The sequence below is a fragment of the Endoryza foliicola genome, assembly GCF_050589245.1.
Taxonomy (GTDB): Bacteria; Bacteroidota; Bacteroidia; order Chitinophagales; family Chitinophagaceae; genus Endoryza; species Endoryza foliicola.
Genome location: NZ_JBOBEW010000003.1, coordinates 185486 through 200778, shown reverse-complemented (window position 1 = coordinate 200778; position 15293 = coordinate 185486). Strand labels below are relative to the sequence as shown.

Genomic DNA, 15293 nt, shown 5'->3' with positions numbered 1-15293 from the left:
AAATGTTAAGGTAGTATGAGCTACAACGCAGCTGCGCTGCTCTTTTTATCGCAAAGGAATTAGAAGGTTAAAAAGTTACGCAAAGTGTTGGCAAGGTTGATGTGAAACTTACCACAGATACCACTAATTAAAACAGATTTACCTTTAGATAAAGTTTTGAGTTATTGAGTTATTTGTTATTAAGTTTTTCGCAGCTTCGCTGCTTGGGATGTTCACCGCGGTGCCTGCTAAGATCGCGAAGGAGTCGCACGGTTTTCGTTGCGGAACTTTGCGTTCTTCGTTTCTTTGCGGTAAAGTAAACTGATTGAAAATTCCGATGGTTAAATATCAAATTGAGAATTCGGTTTTTTTTGATCACAGATTCGCAGATTAATCACCGATATTCATTCAACTTAACTGCGATCAGGATTTACAAGATGGATAGTCTACCTCTTCCTTCTCAATAACTCCCCTTTATTTTTCACCGCAGCGGCGCAGCGTCCGCAGCGCTGGCAGTTTCCCTGTATTTCCTCGTTCCTGTTCTCCGGCTATTTCATTATTAATTATTAATTATCCCGGCTGTTTAATTATTAATTCTTAATTATTAATTATCACCCTGTTCTTTCTCAGTTTTCTTCTCCCCGCACCATTCTCTCCATTTCCCTTTCATTTCTTCTTTGTATTTCTGTTTTTCTTCAGCGCTCATTCTGCGCCATTCCCTTCTACCGGGTCCATCACAATCTTTCCATTTGCTTCTGCCGCCGCCGCCATGGAAGCCGCCAAACAATAGTTTACTCAAGAGGAAGAGGCCGAAAGCTTCCCAATAGCTGATTTCTCTCAGTCCGAAAATGCCGGGCATTAAGTGGTTCCACAACCACATCACTACAAACACAAAGGTAAAAAATGCTGCAACAAACAAGGGGGCTAAAAAAATAAATCTTTTTTTCATATCCTTAGATATATAATTCGTGATACAATGGTTCTAATTTTTTGCGAAGAAATTTTACTGCGTATAATTTACGGCTGATGATGGTTTTTAAATTTTCACCTTCTTCATCGGCGATCGACTGCAGTGTTCTGTCTTCCATTTCATTTAGAACAAATACCTTTCGCTGCTTTTCAGGTAGCTCATTCAACGCTTTTAACAACTCTTCCCAGATCAGCTCACGGAAATATTCTTTTTCTGGATGATTGTTATTGTCCATCAAAAGCATTTCCCGGAGTTGGAGCGCTCCGTCTTCATCCTCCTGAGAAAAGTCATCAATCAAATCGGGCTTTTTCTTTCGGTAGAGGTCTGTAATTTTATTCCTACTTACCGAATACAACCAGCCACTCACGCTTTCCAATTCATCTACATTGGCCAATCTGCTGAACTGGTACCATACGTCTTGCAGAATATCCTCGGCGTCTTCCAATTTGTTCACTTTCCCACGAATAAAAGCAAAGAGCTGCTTTCCATATTTGGAAACGGCTGTACTTACCGATCTCTCTCTGCTTCGATCGCTCATGGTTGATTCCGAATGATTTAAGATGACTGAATGCGGTTCCAATTTACTACCTTTTTGGCTGCTTTAGGTAGAAGACGTGGGACGATCGGTTTTACTTTAAACAAATTCATAAAATAATCGCTTTTTCTGCAAAGTCATGATTTTTGCGTCCAAAGGCGCGATCGAGCTGGCGCCTTCAAATAAGTTCTTAGGAGATTTGTTATTGCTATGTACAATAACATGATTGGTATAACCTTCCCTGCATCCTTCCTTTTGGGGCGTTTTCAATTTTCAATCGGTCACTTATAAATCATCTTAGAATGATGATTTGTGAATTGATGAAATAGTTGCACGAGATAACGGTTATGAGTATATTGAAAACTATTTTCAATTATTGAATGGAGGGCATCTTTTATTATAGTTGACTTTATTGAACTATGCTTACTTTACTGTATACATCTTTCTACAGATCAAAAGGATCGGCTTTTGAAGTAGTTCAATAGTTAAGGCAGTCAAAACTGCTCACAGAAAAAGTAAATGCGCTGTTATGGACCGAACTATTTTGATGATTGTACAGGTTGGAAACCCTCCGCGCTTCTCCGCGTCCTCTTTCTCGCCGCGATGAACAACCCTACCAACCAAACGAACTGATCCATCAAATTCGTACAACTAAAAATGGCTCCCTTTCGGAAGCCATTTTTTAAGTGCCCAGGACTGGATTCGAACCAGCACATCCTTTCGAACGCTGCGACCTGAACACAGTGCGTCTACCAATTTCGCCACCTGGGCATTCAGGGCGGCAAATATAAAACGTTTTACCGATTTTTCAACCAACTTATTACCCAAAGCCTAACGCCTAACACCTAAAGCCTATTTCTTCCTGCCCAACATCAACACCCCCACAATCACCAACACCGTTCCCAATACCTGCATCACCGTAATCGGTTCATTTAAAATAAAATGCGCTTGCAAAATGGTGCTCACAGGACCAATACTCGATATGATCGCCACATTGTTACTCCCAATTCGCTTCATCGCCCCCGATATCATAAACGAGGGAAGCACCGTAGCCACTACCGACAATAACACCCCATAGATCCAATACCGCTCGTTCCACAGAACCGCTTGCTGACCCGGATGCGATACAAAAAAATGAAGCAGTACTCCAAAAGAGGCCGCCAACATTGCATACGCCGTAAAAGCCGTAGCCCCCACTTTTGGAATGATTTTACCACTGCCAGCTATATAGATAGCATAGGTAATGGCACAAAGAAAGATCAACACCGAACCCAATATGAAATTGGGTGTTACATCTACCACCGCTACTTCTCCCGCATAAGCCACAAACAATCCCAAATACGTAATAGCAATCGCCATTACTTGCAGGCGTTCCATCTTGTGTTTGAGAAACCAATGATTGATGAACAATACAAAAGTGGGGTAGAGGAAGAGAATCAATCGCTCCAGTCCGGCAGAAACAAACTGCAACCCCACAAAATCCAAATAGCTGCTTACATAATATCCCATGCAACCCAATCCCAACACGGCTATCCATTCTCTGCCTTTTAACTGCGGCATGCGCTCTTTTCTGTAGAGCCAAAACAACACGGCTGCATACATCGGAACTGCATAAAACATACGCAAGGCCAACAGGCTAACGGCATCCAGCTTTACATCGCCAAATGCATATTTAACCATGATGGCCTTGGTAGAGAAAAAAAGTGATCCAACAAATGCCAGTAAAAAACCGGCAAACGTAATGGTATGTTTCGTACTCAAATAATCCGCTCCTTCTTACACGCTCACATTGAAATCACGTAGAGCGTCGTTTAAGCTTGTTTTTAAATCGGTACTCGGTTTGCGTTTGCCAATGATTAGCGCACATCCAACACCGTAAGTTCCGGCAGGGAATTCTTTATTATAGGTTCCGGGAATTACCACGCTTCTTGCAGGCACGCGACCTTTCATTTCTACCGGCTCAGGTCCGCTTACATCAATAATCTTGGTCGATTGTGTTAACACTACATTCGCCCCTAAAACAGCTTCTTTCTCCACAATAACCCCTTCTACTACAATACAACGACTTCCAATAAAGCATCCGTCTTCAATAATAACAGGACTCGCTTGCAATGGTTCAAGTACTCCGCCAATTCCTACGCCACCACTTAAGTGAACTCCTTTTCCTATTTGAGCACAGCTGCCCACAGTAGCCCAAGTATCAACCATCGTGCCTTCGTCAACAAACGCACCAATGTTTACATAGCTCGGCATCAATACCACATTCTTCGCTAAATAAGCTCCATAACGCGCTACGGCATGAGGAACCGCACGAACACCCATGCTCGCATAATCCTTCTTCAATAACATTTTATCATAAAACTCAAATGGGGCCAATTCATAGGTCTTCATTTGCTGAATCCCGAAATACATCAAAATCGCTTGCTTTACCCACTCATTCACTTGCCAGCCATTTTCTGTTGGCTCAGCCGTTCTTAAACGACCCTTGTCCACTTCTTCAATTACCGCACGAACAGCATCGCTGTATTGACTATCTTTTAATAATTCCCGGTTCGACCAGGCCGCTAAAATCAGTTCTTTTAAGTCCATTTTTTTCAAAAATTTCAGCGAATTTACGCCATTCAGCCGACTTTACGATGTTTCAGAAAGCAGGCCTCGGTTGGAAGGAATTGGTTTGGTACGGGAAGAGAGTTGTAAGTTGTAAGTTTTTGAGTTTTGCGCAACTGCGCTGCTTTATACATTCACCGCAAAGATCGCGAAGACCGCAAAGAAGTCGCAAAGAATGGTCTTTTGGATTCATCCTCTTTTCCATCTTCCCGACTCTCGATCTTTTTCTTTCACCGCGGCGGTCCTTCGACTGAACCTTCGGTTCGCTCAGGAACCTCGCAGCGTGCGCAGCGGTAACGCAGCGTTTACAGGCTCTCTGTATTTCCTCCCTCCTCGTCTCCTCTCATCCTCCCTCCTGTATTCTGGCTGTTCAATTATTAATTATTACTTATTAATTATTAATTACTCCCGGCTGTTTCAATTCTTACTTCTTAATTATTAATTAACTTCCCCCATGCTCGCCATTCGCCCAATAACCCCTAAACTTCTTAAAACATACATTTACCTTCCCAATAAACTGTATGCCAACGATCCATTGTTCGTTCCACCCATTTATGCTGATGAATTCAAGTTTCACAATCCCAAACACAACGAAGCTCTTCAATACTGCATCACACAAAAATGGTTGATTTTTAAAGAGGATGTGCCGGTTGGTCGAATTATGGGAATCATCCATCCGCCATACAATAAACAACATGGACTGAAAGAAGCCCGCTTTTATCAACTTGATTGTATCAACGATCTTGAAGTGATGAAGGCACTTTTGAATGAAGTCATCACCTGGGCAAAATCACATGGCATGACTTCAATAATTGGTCCCTATGGCTTTTCTGATAAAGACCCGCAGGGATACAAAACGGCCGGATTCGAAGTGCGATCCGTATTACTCACGCCTGCAAATCCGGAATACCTGCCACAGTTTTTACTTCAATATGGTTTCCACCCTCATGTAAAAGCATTGAGTTATCACTTACCCATCCCCGAGCAATTACCAGGTATTTATAAAGCGGTTTGTGAACGCGCACAAAAGCAAGGGTATTTCAAAATTTTGAAACTTACCTCTAAAAAGCAACTCAAGCCTTTTATTATTCCGGTACTTCATTTAGTAAACAAAACCTATAGCCATTTATTCGGATTTGTGGCCATGACCGACGAAGAAATTCACAAACTGGCAAAACAATATCTGCCCATCCTTGACCCAACTTTAGTGAAAGTAGTAGTTGATCCAAAACAAGAAGTAGTCGGTTTTGTAGTATCAATGCCTGATATTTCCGAAGCACTACAAAAAGCCAAAGGCAAGCTTTTCCCCTTTGGGCTGTTCTACTTGCTTAAGGCTTTAAAAACTTCAAAAAAGCTTGTATTACTGCTAGGTGCTGTAGAACCCGGTCTCAGAGGTCGAGGCGTAACCACCCTTCTTGCTGATGCGCTGCTAACTACTGCCAAAGAAAAAGGGATGACCGAAATCGATTCTCACGTAATTTTGGATTCCAATCAGTTGATGAAAGCAGAAGTCGTCAATTTAGGTGGGTTTATCAACAAAGAATTTACCGTGTTTAAATTGGAATGGAACGCATGAGTTTGGAACAAGACATTGCAGCAGCAGTAAACACTTTGAGAGAAGGTGGGATAATTTTGTACCCCACCGATACTATTTGGGGCATTGGTTGCGACGCTACCAATGAAACAGCGGTAGCAAAAATATATGCACTTAAAAAGAGAGCAGAGTCTAAAAGCATGATCGTTTTGTTGGCAGATGAACGTTCACTCCTTCAATACATCGCGGCTCCCGATGTTCAGGTATTCGATTTTTTGGAAACTGTTTCCAAGCCTACGACCATTATTTATGACGGAGCTATTGGTTTAGCCGACAATGTGATCAATGCAGATGGGAGTATTGGGATTCGAATTTGCAAAGATGAGTTATGCAAGGCCATCATCAAGCGCCTTGGAAAACCCTTGGTGTCCACTTCTGCAAATATCTCAGGACAGGCTTCCCCGGCTTTTTATGCTGAAATTAGTGAGGATATAAAGCAGGGTGTAGATTATATCATGAACCACCGACAAAACGACACATCACCCAAACTTCCCTCTACCATCATTAAATGGGGTGATAATGGCGTTTATACAGTGATTCGTCCCTGATAATTCGTAACTTTGCGGCGCATGCAAAAGATACTTGTGATACAAACGGCTTTTATTGGCGATGTGGTTCTGGCAACCGCCGTTCTCGAAAAATTACACCTCGTTTACCCCGATGTGAAACTCGATTTCCTGGTTCGTAAAGGGAACGATGGATTGTTAAAAGGGCATCCTTTCATCAATGAACTGCTCGTTTGGGATAAAACAAAATCAAAATACCCGCATCTCTGGCAAATGCTCAAAACCATTCGCCGCAATCGTTACGATGTAGTGGTAAATATTCAACGTTTTGCTGCCACCGGGTTTCTCACCACTTTTTCAGGAGCTAAAATGACCATCGGTTTCGATAAAAACCCTTGGAGTGTTTTCTTTTCCAAAAGAATCAAACACGTGATCAGTACTCCCGATCAACCCTTGCACGAAGTAAACCGCAATCAATCACTCATCGAACCTTTAACGGGCGACTTAATCCCCGTAAAACCGCGATTGTATCCTACCGATACCGACTATGCGAAGGTTCAGTCGCTTCAATCAAACCCTTATATTGTAATTGCGCCGGCTTCAGTATGGTTTACCAAACAATACCCTGTTGCAAAATGGGTGGAATTGATTGACCAACTGCCTCGTGATTACAAAATATACATTATTGGCGCACCATCTGATAAATCACTCGCTGAAGCTATTTACAGCGGTGTTCAACAAAAAGACAAACTGCAATCGCTTTGCGGTGAATTGAGTTTGTTGCAGTCTGCAGCCTTACAAGAAAAAGCTGTAATGAATTATGTGAACGATTCAGCTCCCATGCATTTCGCTTCGGCTTTGAATGCACCGGTTACCGCTGTTTATTGTTCTACCTTACCGTCCTTTGGTTTTGGTCCCTTGAGTGACCGGTCTTATGTGGTAGAAACTAAAGAAAGTTTAGACTGTAGACCCTGCGGGCTACACGGTCAGGCTTCCTGTCCTAAACAACATTTCAATTGCGCGAACACCATTAAAGTAGCGCAATTACTGGAAACCCTTCAAGCGAGCTAGTTTTTGTAATTTAGATCCGTGAACATCGAATACTCACATAAAGAAGCCTTTGTATTTAAAAAGATCGCCGCAGCCGCTGCTGAAATTGGCGTGCCTGCTTACATCATTGGTGGATTTGTGAGAGATAAAATCTTGGGCCGACCTACCAAAGATGCCGACATTGTATGCGTAGGAGACGGCATTGCCCTAGCCCATGCCGTAGCGAAACGTTTTCAACCGGAACCAACCGTGGCTTTTTTTAAGCATTTCGGCACAGCTCAAATCAAAATCGACGATTGGGAAATTGAATTCGTAGGAGCAAGAAAAGAAAGCTACCGCCACGAATCACGCAATCCGGAAGTAGAACCCGGTACCATCGAAGACGATCAGAACCGCCGTGATTTTACCATCAATGCCATGGCCATTAGCTTGAATCAAGCCGATTATGGTACACTCATTGATCCTTTCAATGGATTGGTAGACTTAAGCAATAAACTGATTCAAACTCCTCTGGATCCACTTACTACATTTAGCGACGATCCTTTGCGCATGATGCGCGCCATTCGGTTTGCTTCTCAATTGCAATTCACCATTGCACCAGTTACGCTGCAAGCCATTCAAGACAATGCGCACCGAATTAAGATAATTACCCAAGAACGCATCACTGATGAGTTCAATAAAATATTATTAAGCAAAAAGCCATCAGTAGGCTTAGACCTGCTTTACAAAACCGGACTAATGAAATTGATCTTCCCGGCCATGGTCGATTTAGCCGGAGCTGAATACATCGATGGCCACGGTCATAAAGACAATTTCTACCATACTTTGCAAGTGGTCGATAATATTGCCCCCACCACCAATGATCTATGGTTGCGCTGGGCCGCCCTTCTTCACGACATAGGAAAGCCTGCAACCAAGCGTTTTGAAAACGGCCATGGGTGGACCTTTCACGGCCATGAAGTAGTAGGAGGAAGAATGGTTCCAAAGATCTTCACCAAATGGCGCCTTTCCTTGCATGAACCCATGCGCTTTGTGAGGAAAATGGTGGAGCTGCATTTGCGCCCAATTAGTTTGACAAAAGAAAATATCACAGATTCGGCTATACGAAGATTGCTTTTTGATGCAGGGGAAGATATTGAGAATTTGATGTTGCTTTGTGAAGCCGATATCACTTCTAAAAACAAGCAAAAGGTAAAACGCTATCTAGAAAATTTCGAGTTGGTGCGTCAACGATTGAAAGAAGTAGAGGAGAAGGATAAAATCCGTAACTGGCAACCACCCATTACAGGCGAACTCATCATGGAAGTATTTGGACTACCTCCTTCAAAACCCGTAGGCGATCTTAAAACCCGCATTCGCGAAGCCATTCTCGATGGTATCATCTCCAACGATTACGATGCTGCCTATCAATACATGTTAGAGCAGGCGGCGAGTATGGGGTTGGAGAAAAGGAATTAAGAATTAAGAAGTAAGAATTAATAATTGAACAGCCAGAATACAGGAGGGAGGATGAGAGGAGACGAGGAAGGAGGAAATACAGAGAGCTGTCGTCGCTGCGAAAACGCAGCGCACGCTGCGAGGTTCCTGAGCGGTTCCTGAGCTTGTCGAAGGGCGAACCGAAGGTTCAGTCGAAGGACCGCCGCGGTGAAAGATAAAGATCGAGAGTCGGGAAGATGGAAAAGAGGACGAATGCAAAAAGACTATTCTTTGCGACTCCTTTGCGGGCTTTGCGCTCTTTGCGGTGAATACATCAAACATCGCAGCAGCGCAAAACTAAAAAACTTATAACTCCCCACACTTCTCCAAAATCACTTCCCTCCCCCCAAACACATACCCTTCCTTCCGAAACCAAGTCATCTGCCTTTTCGCATAATGCCTCGTATTTCGTTGAATCAACTCCACCGCTCTATCCAATGAAATGCTCCCATCCAGGTAATCAAAAATTTCAGCATAACCAACCGTATTCAACGCATTCAAATGCCGATAGGGCAGAAGAGAACGCACTTCTTCAACCAATCCTTGCTCCAACATATTCAACACCCGTTGATTGATTCGTTCATACAGCAATTCCCGATCCATGTCTACACAAAACTTCACCACATCAAAATTCCGTTCAGCCTTTTGTTGTACTTGAAAACTTCGTATCGAATGACCGGTGCCTCTTTTCACTTCCAATGCCCTGAGCATCCTTTGCGGATTCTGAATCTCACCACTTGCATAGTATTCAGGATCTTCCTCTTTTAAGGTCAATTGCAGCCACTCCATTCCTTTTTCTTCATATGCTGCATTCAAATTCGAACGAATCTCAGGATCGATAGCCGGTATTTGATCAAGGCCTTCTAAAAAAGCTTTTAGATAAAGTCCGGTGCCTCCAACAACAATCAATACTTTGTCTTTTTGGAATACTTCTTCGGTTACTTGCAAAGCATAGCGTTCATAAAAGGCTGCAGTAATTTCTTCTTCAATACTGTGAGAAGCTATAAAATAGTGAGGTGCGGCAGCCAATTCTTCAGCACTGGGCCTTGCCACTCCAATAGAGAGTTCTTTATAACATTGCCTGGAATCGGCCGATAATATGTAACAATTAAAATGCCTCGCCAATTCAATCGACAAGGCAGTTTTTCCTACGGCCGTTGGGCCTGCTATTACAATACAAAGAGGCTTTTGCATAAGGCCTTCTTTCTTAAAATTCGTCTCCTGCTTCTTCCTCACCGGCAAATTCATCCGAATCTGATTCCCCTTCTTCACCCTCCTCTCCAAATCCTTCAGCGCCGGCTGATAGATCGTATTTCTCTTCCATTTCAGCAAGTTTATCACCTACCAATCCTTTGGTTCCATATTGCGAAGGCGCAATACCTTCTGAACGAACTACAGCCGGGAAATCAGTTCTACCGGAATCATCTTTTCCTACTTGAATCAATTCAACTAAGAAAGTCCAATTCTTAGCAAAATCATACACATATATAAACTTCTGGCTTGGAATCTTGATCTCTGTTCCAACAGGAGTATCCTCCATTAATAATGGTTCTACTTTGTATTGCTTATCGTATTTCGCCAAACTAATTTCTCTGCCACGCTGCCAATTGTCATTGCTTCTATAAAAAGTAGCCTGGTGTTTATTGTCGAACTCATAGGCTTTCAAAATAACAGCATGCAGTTCTGAAAACGACTGCGTATGCTTAATAGCCACGTCACGATAAATACTATCATCCTCTTCGAAATAAATGCGGAATTTTAAAACAGCCATAAAGGTTATTTATTATACTACGAAGATAGGAAATTCACCCCGAACGCCTTCACCCCCCCAAAAACAATACAGCCCCAACCGAGGTTGAGGCTGCTATCAAAGACTTTATTGATTGATTCCTAAAACTTCACACCCAAGGTCACCATCACATTACTTGCTCTGTCTCTCAAACTGGCAAAAGTATTCAATCGAGGAGGATCAACTCGATAAGGGAAATTGACATCTTTGGTTAAGCTATGTACATAAGTAAGGTCAATAAAAAATCCTTTGTTGCGATACCCTAATCCACCGCTAATGTTCATGCGATTGGCCTTGAGTTCTTTATCATCGTAAGGACTTCCAAAATACGCAAATCCTAAACGAGCCATGATCACCTTGAATTTCAACTCACCACCCACTTTCACATTCAATGCTCCTTTGTAAGCAGCTTTTACAGCGTCGTTAACTGCTTTAAAATTACCGCCTGTTGAACCAGATTCATTTCCACTAGCGGAAAATCTTGAAGAACCGTAGGTCACATACTCCACATCTGCAGTAATAAAACCCTGATGCTTTGTAACATCTTCTACCTCATTCAAAATATAGGTTCCACCCAGAATAAATCTCCAAGGGCTTGATAAGTCATATTTGGTTTGAGGATTTTCTCCATTGTACAGATCTTTTGAATTTACTGTAAATACTTTCACTGAACCGGTAGCCGTATCTATATCAGTGGTCATGCTTGCAGTGATCTTCTCATCCAAAGTATATAAAGTAGGTGTGTGAACAGCCAATCCAAATCGCAACCTTTCAATTGGTTTGAACATCATACCTAATTTTAAATTCACCCCAACACCTTTCGAAGTAAACGTTTCAGAATAAGTACTGTAAGCAAATTCATTGTTTCCTCTACCGTTGGCATCAGATTCTGTATAGGTAGCCGTTCTTTCATAATTCATAACAGGGATGCCTATTCCTAAACCTAGGTAAAACTTATCGTCCATATTGGTACCGTAGCCCAAGGCAAATTCAGTTACCCCACCTTTGGTGGTTGCCTTGTATTCTTGATTCACCGCACCGGCCATTTCCGCTCTTGAAATCACTTGCTTTTGACCCAAAACGGTCATCGTATCCACTAAATAAGTGTACAAAGCCATTTTAGTTAGCATCGAAACATTGGAACTGTTCAACGCCTGATCTATGGTTAGGTTTGAATTCGCAAATTCATTGGCCAAGGGTTCTGAAAAGGAACTATAGGTATTCAGACCTTTATAATAAGTAGTACCACCAAAATTCGCTGTTCTGTTCACGGTCAAGCTAATGGCCTTACTGGTCCACTTGCCATTCCCCGTTTTAGCACCACCAAGCGTGAATACAAAACCACTGGTCCCAAGTCCGAATGCAGAACTGCTCGATGCCGAAGCATCTGTACCTCTAAAACTTCCTTTGCTACCAAGCAAATTAATTCCGGGCGATAAAACAAATTCATTGGTTTTATACAAACCAATACCGGCCGGATTAATATGAGTAGCTGTAATTTCTCCGCCCAATCCTGCCATCGCGCCGCCAATAGCCATGGTTCTGGCAGTACCGGATGGAAGTGACCAACCTACTCTTAAGGCGTCTTCAGGTAATTGCGCTTTGGAAACCAGCGCTATAGTAAGAAAGGAAAATGTGTAAAGGATTCGTTTCATGACAATTTCTTTGAGTATAGGCACTAAAAAAGGAGAAACCGTTCAAGCGAACTCAAATTTCAGTTTCTCCTTTTCAGAGTATTTTATTGTTTATAGACCACCGCCACGGCCGGGACGACTAACACTTCCGCCGCCAGACGAGCCGCCACTGCTGCTTCCACCTGAGGAACTACTTCCTGAACTGCTGGTGCCCGTTCCTGAACTTGATGGAGTATAGGATCTAACAGGTGTGCTGCCATTGGAAGGTGTGTATACGTTTCCATTTGTATATCCACCGCTAGAAGGCGTAAACGCTTTGCGAATAGATGTTCCCAAAGTTGGGCCGCTGTTGCTATTGCTATTTGAATTGTTATAACGACTGCCGGGGGTTAAGCTACCTCCACCTGTAGGACTGTAATAAGTTTTGCCGTTTTTCACCATCGGACTGCTACTGTAGTTGTTCTTTTGGTAACTAGCCAAACTTACTGTTCTTACATTTCTGAACGCACCGGGATTCAAGGTAGGATTTACTACCACAATGGTTCTGCAGTAAGGGTTATAGTAACTGTTCCATGACCAGAAATTGTTGAAATACATATTCCAGCCCGATCCGTAGTAGCCAATGTAGGGATTATAAGTGTACCCATTGTAAAGGTTCCAATCGTAATCGTCGAAATAGCTCCAACGGTATGGATTTCTGGAACGCATTCTCAGCCAACGCTCATCGGAACGATCGCTCTCATAATTTGAGGCATTATATCGGTTAGGATTGTCTTTCTTGGCTTCCACATATTCATCAGCACCACGAGCAGGTGAGTAGTACACGTCGTCGGGTGTTTGTGTGGTTTTATACATGCCTGTACAGCTGGTTAAGCTAACGGCAGCTATGAGGATAAGTAAAGATGGAGACTTCATAACAATGGTTTTAATAGTTTAGATACGAAGTGCTACTTTTGCGCTCGTACTAAATTACAATAAAAAGACAGCCAAAGCTAGTATTTTATTGCAGCCGGGATGTTAAAGTTTGTATAAGGTACTCAGCAACAATAAGAACCAATCAATTAGAAACAAGAAAGCAACATGAGCAAAGAAATTACGTCGAGGTCGCAGGACTATTCGCAGTGGTACAACGATTTGATTATCAAGGGTAATTTGGCTGATTATTCAGCCGTTCGCGGATGTATGGTGATCAAGCCGTACGGGTATGCACTTTGGGAAAACATGCGCGATGCACTTGATAAGATGTTTAAAGACACCGGACACGTAAATGCTTATTTCCCGCTTTTTGTACCTAAAAGCCTGTTTGAAGCCGAAGAGAAGAACGCTGAAGGTTTCGCCAAAGAATGCGCTGTAGTTACCCACTACCGCCTTAAATCAGACCCCAATAAGAAAGGTGGTTTGATGGTAGACCCCGATGCCCGCCTCGAAGAAGAACTAGTGGTTCGCCCTACCAGTGAAGCCATTATTTGGAATACCTATAAGAATTGGATTCAATCCTACCGTGATCTGCCCATTTTGATCAACCAGTGGGCAAACGTAGTTCGCTGGGAAATGCGCACGCGCCTGTTCCTACGCACGGCTGAATTCCTCTGGCAAGAAGGTCATACTGCACACGCTACTGCTCAAGAAGCAGTTGCAGAAACTGTTCAAATGCTGAACGTGTATGCCGATTTCGTAGAGAATTGGATGGCATTACCTGTAATCAAAGGGGTGAAGTCAGAAAGCGAACGCTTCGCAGGTGCCGTAGATACCTATTGCATCGAAGCATTGATGCAAGATGGGAAAGCTCTACAAGCCGGAACTTCTCACTTCCTTGGTCAAAACTTTGCAAAGGCCTTCGACGTGAAATTCTCTGATAAAGAAAACAAATTAGAATATGTTTGGGCTACCAGTTGGGGTGTTAGTACCCGCCTGATCGGGGCCCTTGTAATGGCGCACAGTGATGATGATGGTTTGATCCTTCCTCCAAGAATTGCTCCTCACCAAGTGGTGATCGTGCCAATTTATAAAGGCGATGAACAAAAAGCATTGATCGACGCAAAAGTTGCAGCACTTACAAAAGAATTGAAAGCTGCAGGCATTCGTGTAAAATACGATGACAATGACAATGCCCGTCCGGGTTGGAAATTCGCGGAATATGAAATGAAAGGAGTGCCCGTGCGAATTGCAATTGGAGCGCGCGATTTGGAAAACAATACCGTTGAACTAGCAAGAAGAGATACCAAAGAAAAGCAAACAGTATCACTCGACGGATTGGCGCAACGCATCATTTCTTTGCTCGACGATGTTCAACAAAATATCTATAACAAAGCCAAAGCCTATCAAGAATCGCATATCACTCCTGCCGATACTTGGGAAGAGTTTGAAAACTTAGTGAATACAAAGGGTGGATTTATTGCTGCTCATTGGGATGGTACACCTGAAACGGAAGCCAGAATCAAAGAACTGACCAAAGCAACCATTCGATGCATTCCATTGGATAATAAACAAGAAGAAGGAAAGTGTATACTAACAGGAAAGCCTAGTACACAAAGAGTCCTTTTTGCTCAAGCATACTAAGAAAAGCCCCGCTACTGCGGGGTTTTTTAGTGCCCTAATTTCTATTTCAAATTCTTGTTTTTTTTCCTACATTTAGTTCAAATATTTTACTCATGGACCAAAACTCAAACCAAGATCTACTTAACGACTCCTTATCGGTCAATAGATCTATTTCCTCCAACTTTCTTAGTGCTGCAAAATGGGGTAGATTTACTGCCATCTCTTTGCTAGTAGTTCTTACACTTGCTGCTATTTTTCTTGCCATTGGCGGTACCAGTTTCTTAGATCAATTATCATCGGTTCTTCCAGGCATAGAAACGAATTACGCCTCCGTTATATTGGTCGCAATCTTTTTTATCATTTTGATCGCCGGGCTTTTGCTATTCATAATGCTTAGGGCTTATAATCATTTGAAAGTTGGCCTTGAAACAAGAGACATGGTTGCTTTCACCAATGGATGGCGCTATTTAAAGATCTATTTTTTGATTTATGGCGTTTTTACATTAATTAGTATCTTCTCAATCATTCAATCACTTACAACACTTTTTTAAATATGGAAACAAATACCAACGACAATCTATTTGATCTAGAGTTTGATCAAATAATAAAATCTCA

At 42.5% G+C, this 15293-nt stretch carries 14 protein-coding genes and 1 tRNA gene; 6 read left to right on the top strand and 9 right to left on the bottom strand.

Annotation, left to right across the window (positions count from 1 at the left end):
• Positions 1-583 precede the first annotated feature (583 nt).
• The 5 genes from ACQ2HE_RS08260 to ACQ2HE_RS08240 form a co-directional block, all read right to left on the bottom strand.
• Entirely contained in the window at positions 584-928 is a 345-nt protein-coding gene (locus ACQ2HE_RS08260; RefSeq protein ID WP_430898692.1) for a hypothetical protein, read from the bottom strand.
• Between the two features lie 4 nt (positions 929-932).
• Complete coding sequence (locus ACQ2HE_RS08255) at positions 933-1487, bottom strand: RNA polymerase sigma factor (protein ID WP_430898694.1); 555 nt, start codon at positions 1485-1487, stop codon at positions 933-935.
• 684 nt (positions 1488-2171) lie between these two features.
• Positions 2172-2255: transfer RNA gene (locus tag ACQ2HE_RS08250), tRNA-Leu, on the bottom strand.
• A gap of 81 nt (positions 2256-2336) precedes the next feature.
• On the bottom strand, positions 2337-3245 hold the full coding sequence (locus ACQ2HE_RS08245) for a DMT family transporter (protein ID WP_430898696.1): 909 nt from the start codon (positions 3243-3245) through the stop codon (positions 2337-2339).
• A 15-nt stretch (positions 3246-3260) separates the two neighbouring features.
• On the bottom strand, positions 3261-4073 hold the full coding sequence (locus ACQ2HE_RS08240; protein WP_430898698.1) for a 2,3,4,5-tetrahydropyridine-2,6-dicarboxylate N-succinyltransferase: 813 nt from the start codon (positions 4071-4073) through the stop codon (positions 3261-3263).
• A 472-nt stretch (positions 4074-4545) separates the two neighbouring features.
• On the opposite strand from ACQ2HE_RS08240, the gene ACQ2HE_RS08235 reads away from it, so the two are divergent.
• Genes ACQ2HE_RS08235 through ACQ2HE_RS08220 form a run of 4 tightly spaced genes read left to right on the top strand, consistent with a single transcriptional unit; the run spans position 4546 to position 8699 of the window.
• The gene (locus ACQ2HE_RS08235; protein WP_430898700.1) at positions 4546-5667 is read left to right on the top strand and encodes a hypothetical protein; all 1122 of its coding nucleotides are present in this window, start codon (positions 4546-4548) and stop codon (positions 5665-5667) included.
• Positions 5664-6233, top strand: a complete 570-nt coding sequence (locus ACQ2HE_RS08230) for an L-threonylcarbamoyladenylate synthase (RefSeq protein WP_430898702.1) — start codon at positions 5664-5666, stop codon at positions 6231-6233. The genes ACQ2HE_RS08235 and ACQ2HE_RS08230 overlap by 4 nt, the downstream gene beginning before the upstream one ends.
• Positions 6234-6254: 21 nt before the next feature.
• Positions 6255-7262, top strand: a complete 1008-nt coding sequence (locus tag ACQ2HE_RS08225; protein ID WP_430898704.1) for a glycosyltransferase family 9 protein — start codon at positions 6255-6257, stop codon at positions 7260-7262.
• An 18-nt stretch (positions 7263-7280) separates the two neighbouring features.
• Positions 7281-8699, top strand: coding sequence for a CCA tRNA nucleotidyltransferase (locus ACQ2HE_RS08220; protein ID WP_430898706.1), 1419 nt, complete (start codon positions 7281-7283; stop codon positions 8697-8699).
• A gap of 324 nt (positions 8700-9023) precedes the next feature.
• Here the strand turns inward: ACQ2HE_RS08220 and miaA are convergent, their stop codons facing one another.
• The 4 genes from miaA to ACQ2HE_RS08200 form a co-directional block, all read right to left on the bottom strand.
• Positions 9024-9911 (bottom strand): tRNA (adenosine(37)-N6)-dimethylallyltransferase MiaA, encoded by an 888-nt coding sequence (gene miaA, locus ACQ2HE_RS08215; RefSeq protein ID WP_430898708.1) that lies wholly within the window; start codon positions 9909-9911, stop codon positions 9024-9026.
• Between the two features lie 13 nt (positions 9912-9924).
• Entirely contained in the window at positions 9925-10488 is a 564-nt protein-coding gene (locus ACQ2HE_RS08210; protein WP_430898710.1) for an IS1096 element passenger TnpR family protein, read from the bottom strand.
• A 119-nt stretch (positions 10489-10607) separates the two neighbouring features.
• Positions 10608-12161: an OmpP1/FadL family transporter gene (locus tag ACQ2HE_RS08205; RefSeq protein ID WP_430898712.1), complete on the bottom strand. Its 1554-nt coding sequence runs from the start codon at positions 12159-12161 to the stop codon at positions 10608-10610.
• 90 nt (positions 12162-12251) lie between these two features.
• Positions 12252-13055 (bottom strand): hypothetical protein, encoded by an 804-nt coding sequence (locus ACQ2HE_RS08200; protein ID WP_430898714.1) that lies wholly within the window; start codon positions 13053-13055, stop codon positions 12252-12254.
• 165 nt (positions 13056-13220) lie between these two features.
• Here ACQ2HE_RS08200 and proS point away from each other — a divergent pair, with 165 nt between their 5' ends.
• Positions 13221-14699 (top strand): proline--tRNA ligase, encoded by a 1479-nt coding sequence (proS, locus tag ACQ2HE_RS08195; RefSeq protein WP_430898716.1) that lies wholly within the window; start codon positions 13221-13223, stop codon positions 14697-14699.
• A 92-nt stretch (positions 14700-14791) separates the two neighbouring features.
• Positions 14792-15229, top strand: a complete 438-nt coding sequence (locus ACQ2HE_RS08190) for a hypothetical protein (protein ID WP_430898718.1) — start codon at positions 14792-14794, stop codon at positions 15227-15229.
• Positions 15230-15293 lie beyond the last annotated feature (64 nt).

Excerpts from the sequence above, each read along its gene's own strand:
- miaA (WP_430898708.1), bottom strand. The coding sequence starts at position 9,911 with ATGCAAAAGCCTCTTTGTATTGTAATAGCAGGCCCAACGGCCGTAGGA.
- ACQ2HE_RS08200 (WP_430898714.1), bottom strand. The coding sequence starts at position 13,055 with ATGAAGTCTCCATCTTTACTTATCCTCATAGCTGCCGTTAGCTTAACC.
- ACQ2HE_RS08260 (WP_430898692.1), bottom strand. The coding sequence starts at position 928 with ATGAAAAAAAGATTTATTTTTTTAGCCCCCTTGTTTGTTGCAGCATTT.
- ACQ2HE_RS08205 (WP_430898712.1), bottom strand. The coding sequence starts at position 12,161 with ATGAAACGAATCCTTTACACATTTTCCTTTCTTACTATAGCGCTGGTT.
- ACQ2HE_RS08225 (WP_430898704.1), top strand. The coding sequence starts at position 6,255 with ATGCAAAAGATACTTGTGATACAAACGGCTTTTATTGGCGATGTGGTT.
- ACQ2HE_RS08235 (WP_430898700.1), top strand. The coding sequence starts at position 4,546 with ATGCTCGCCATTCGCCCAATAACCCCTAAACTTCTTAAAACATACATT.
- proS (WP_430898716.1), top strand. The coding sequence starts at position 13,221 with ATGAGCAAAGAAATTACGTCGAGGTCGCAGGACTATTCGCAGTGGTAC.
- ACQ2HE_RS08230 (WP_430898702.1), top strand. The coding sequence starts at position 5,664 with ATGAGTTTGGAACAAGACATTGCAGCAGCAGTAAACACTTTGAGAGAA.
- ACQ2HE_RS08240 (WP_430898698.1), bottom strand. The coding sequence starts at position 4,073 with ATGGACTTAAAAGAACTGATTTTAGCGGCCTGGTCGAACCGGGAATTA.
- ACQ2HE_RS08255 (WP_430898694.1), bottom strand. The coding sequence starts at position 1,487 with ATGAGCGATCGAAGCAGAGAGAGATCGGTAAGTACAGCCGTTTCCAAA.
- ACQ2HE_RS08210 (WP_430898710.1), bottom strand. The coding sequence starts at position 10,488 with ATGGCTGTTTTAAAATTCCGCATTTATTTCGAAGAGGATGATAGTATT.
- ACQ2HE_RS08190 (WP_430898718.1), top strand. The coding sequence starts at position 14,792 with ATGGACCAAAACTCAAACCAAGATCTACTTAACGACTCCTTATCGGTC.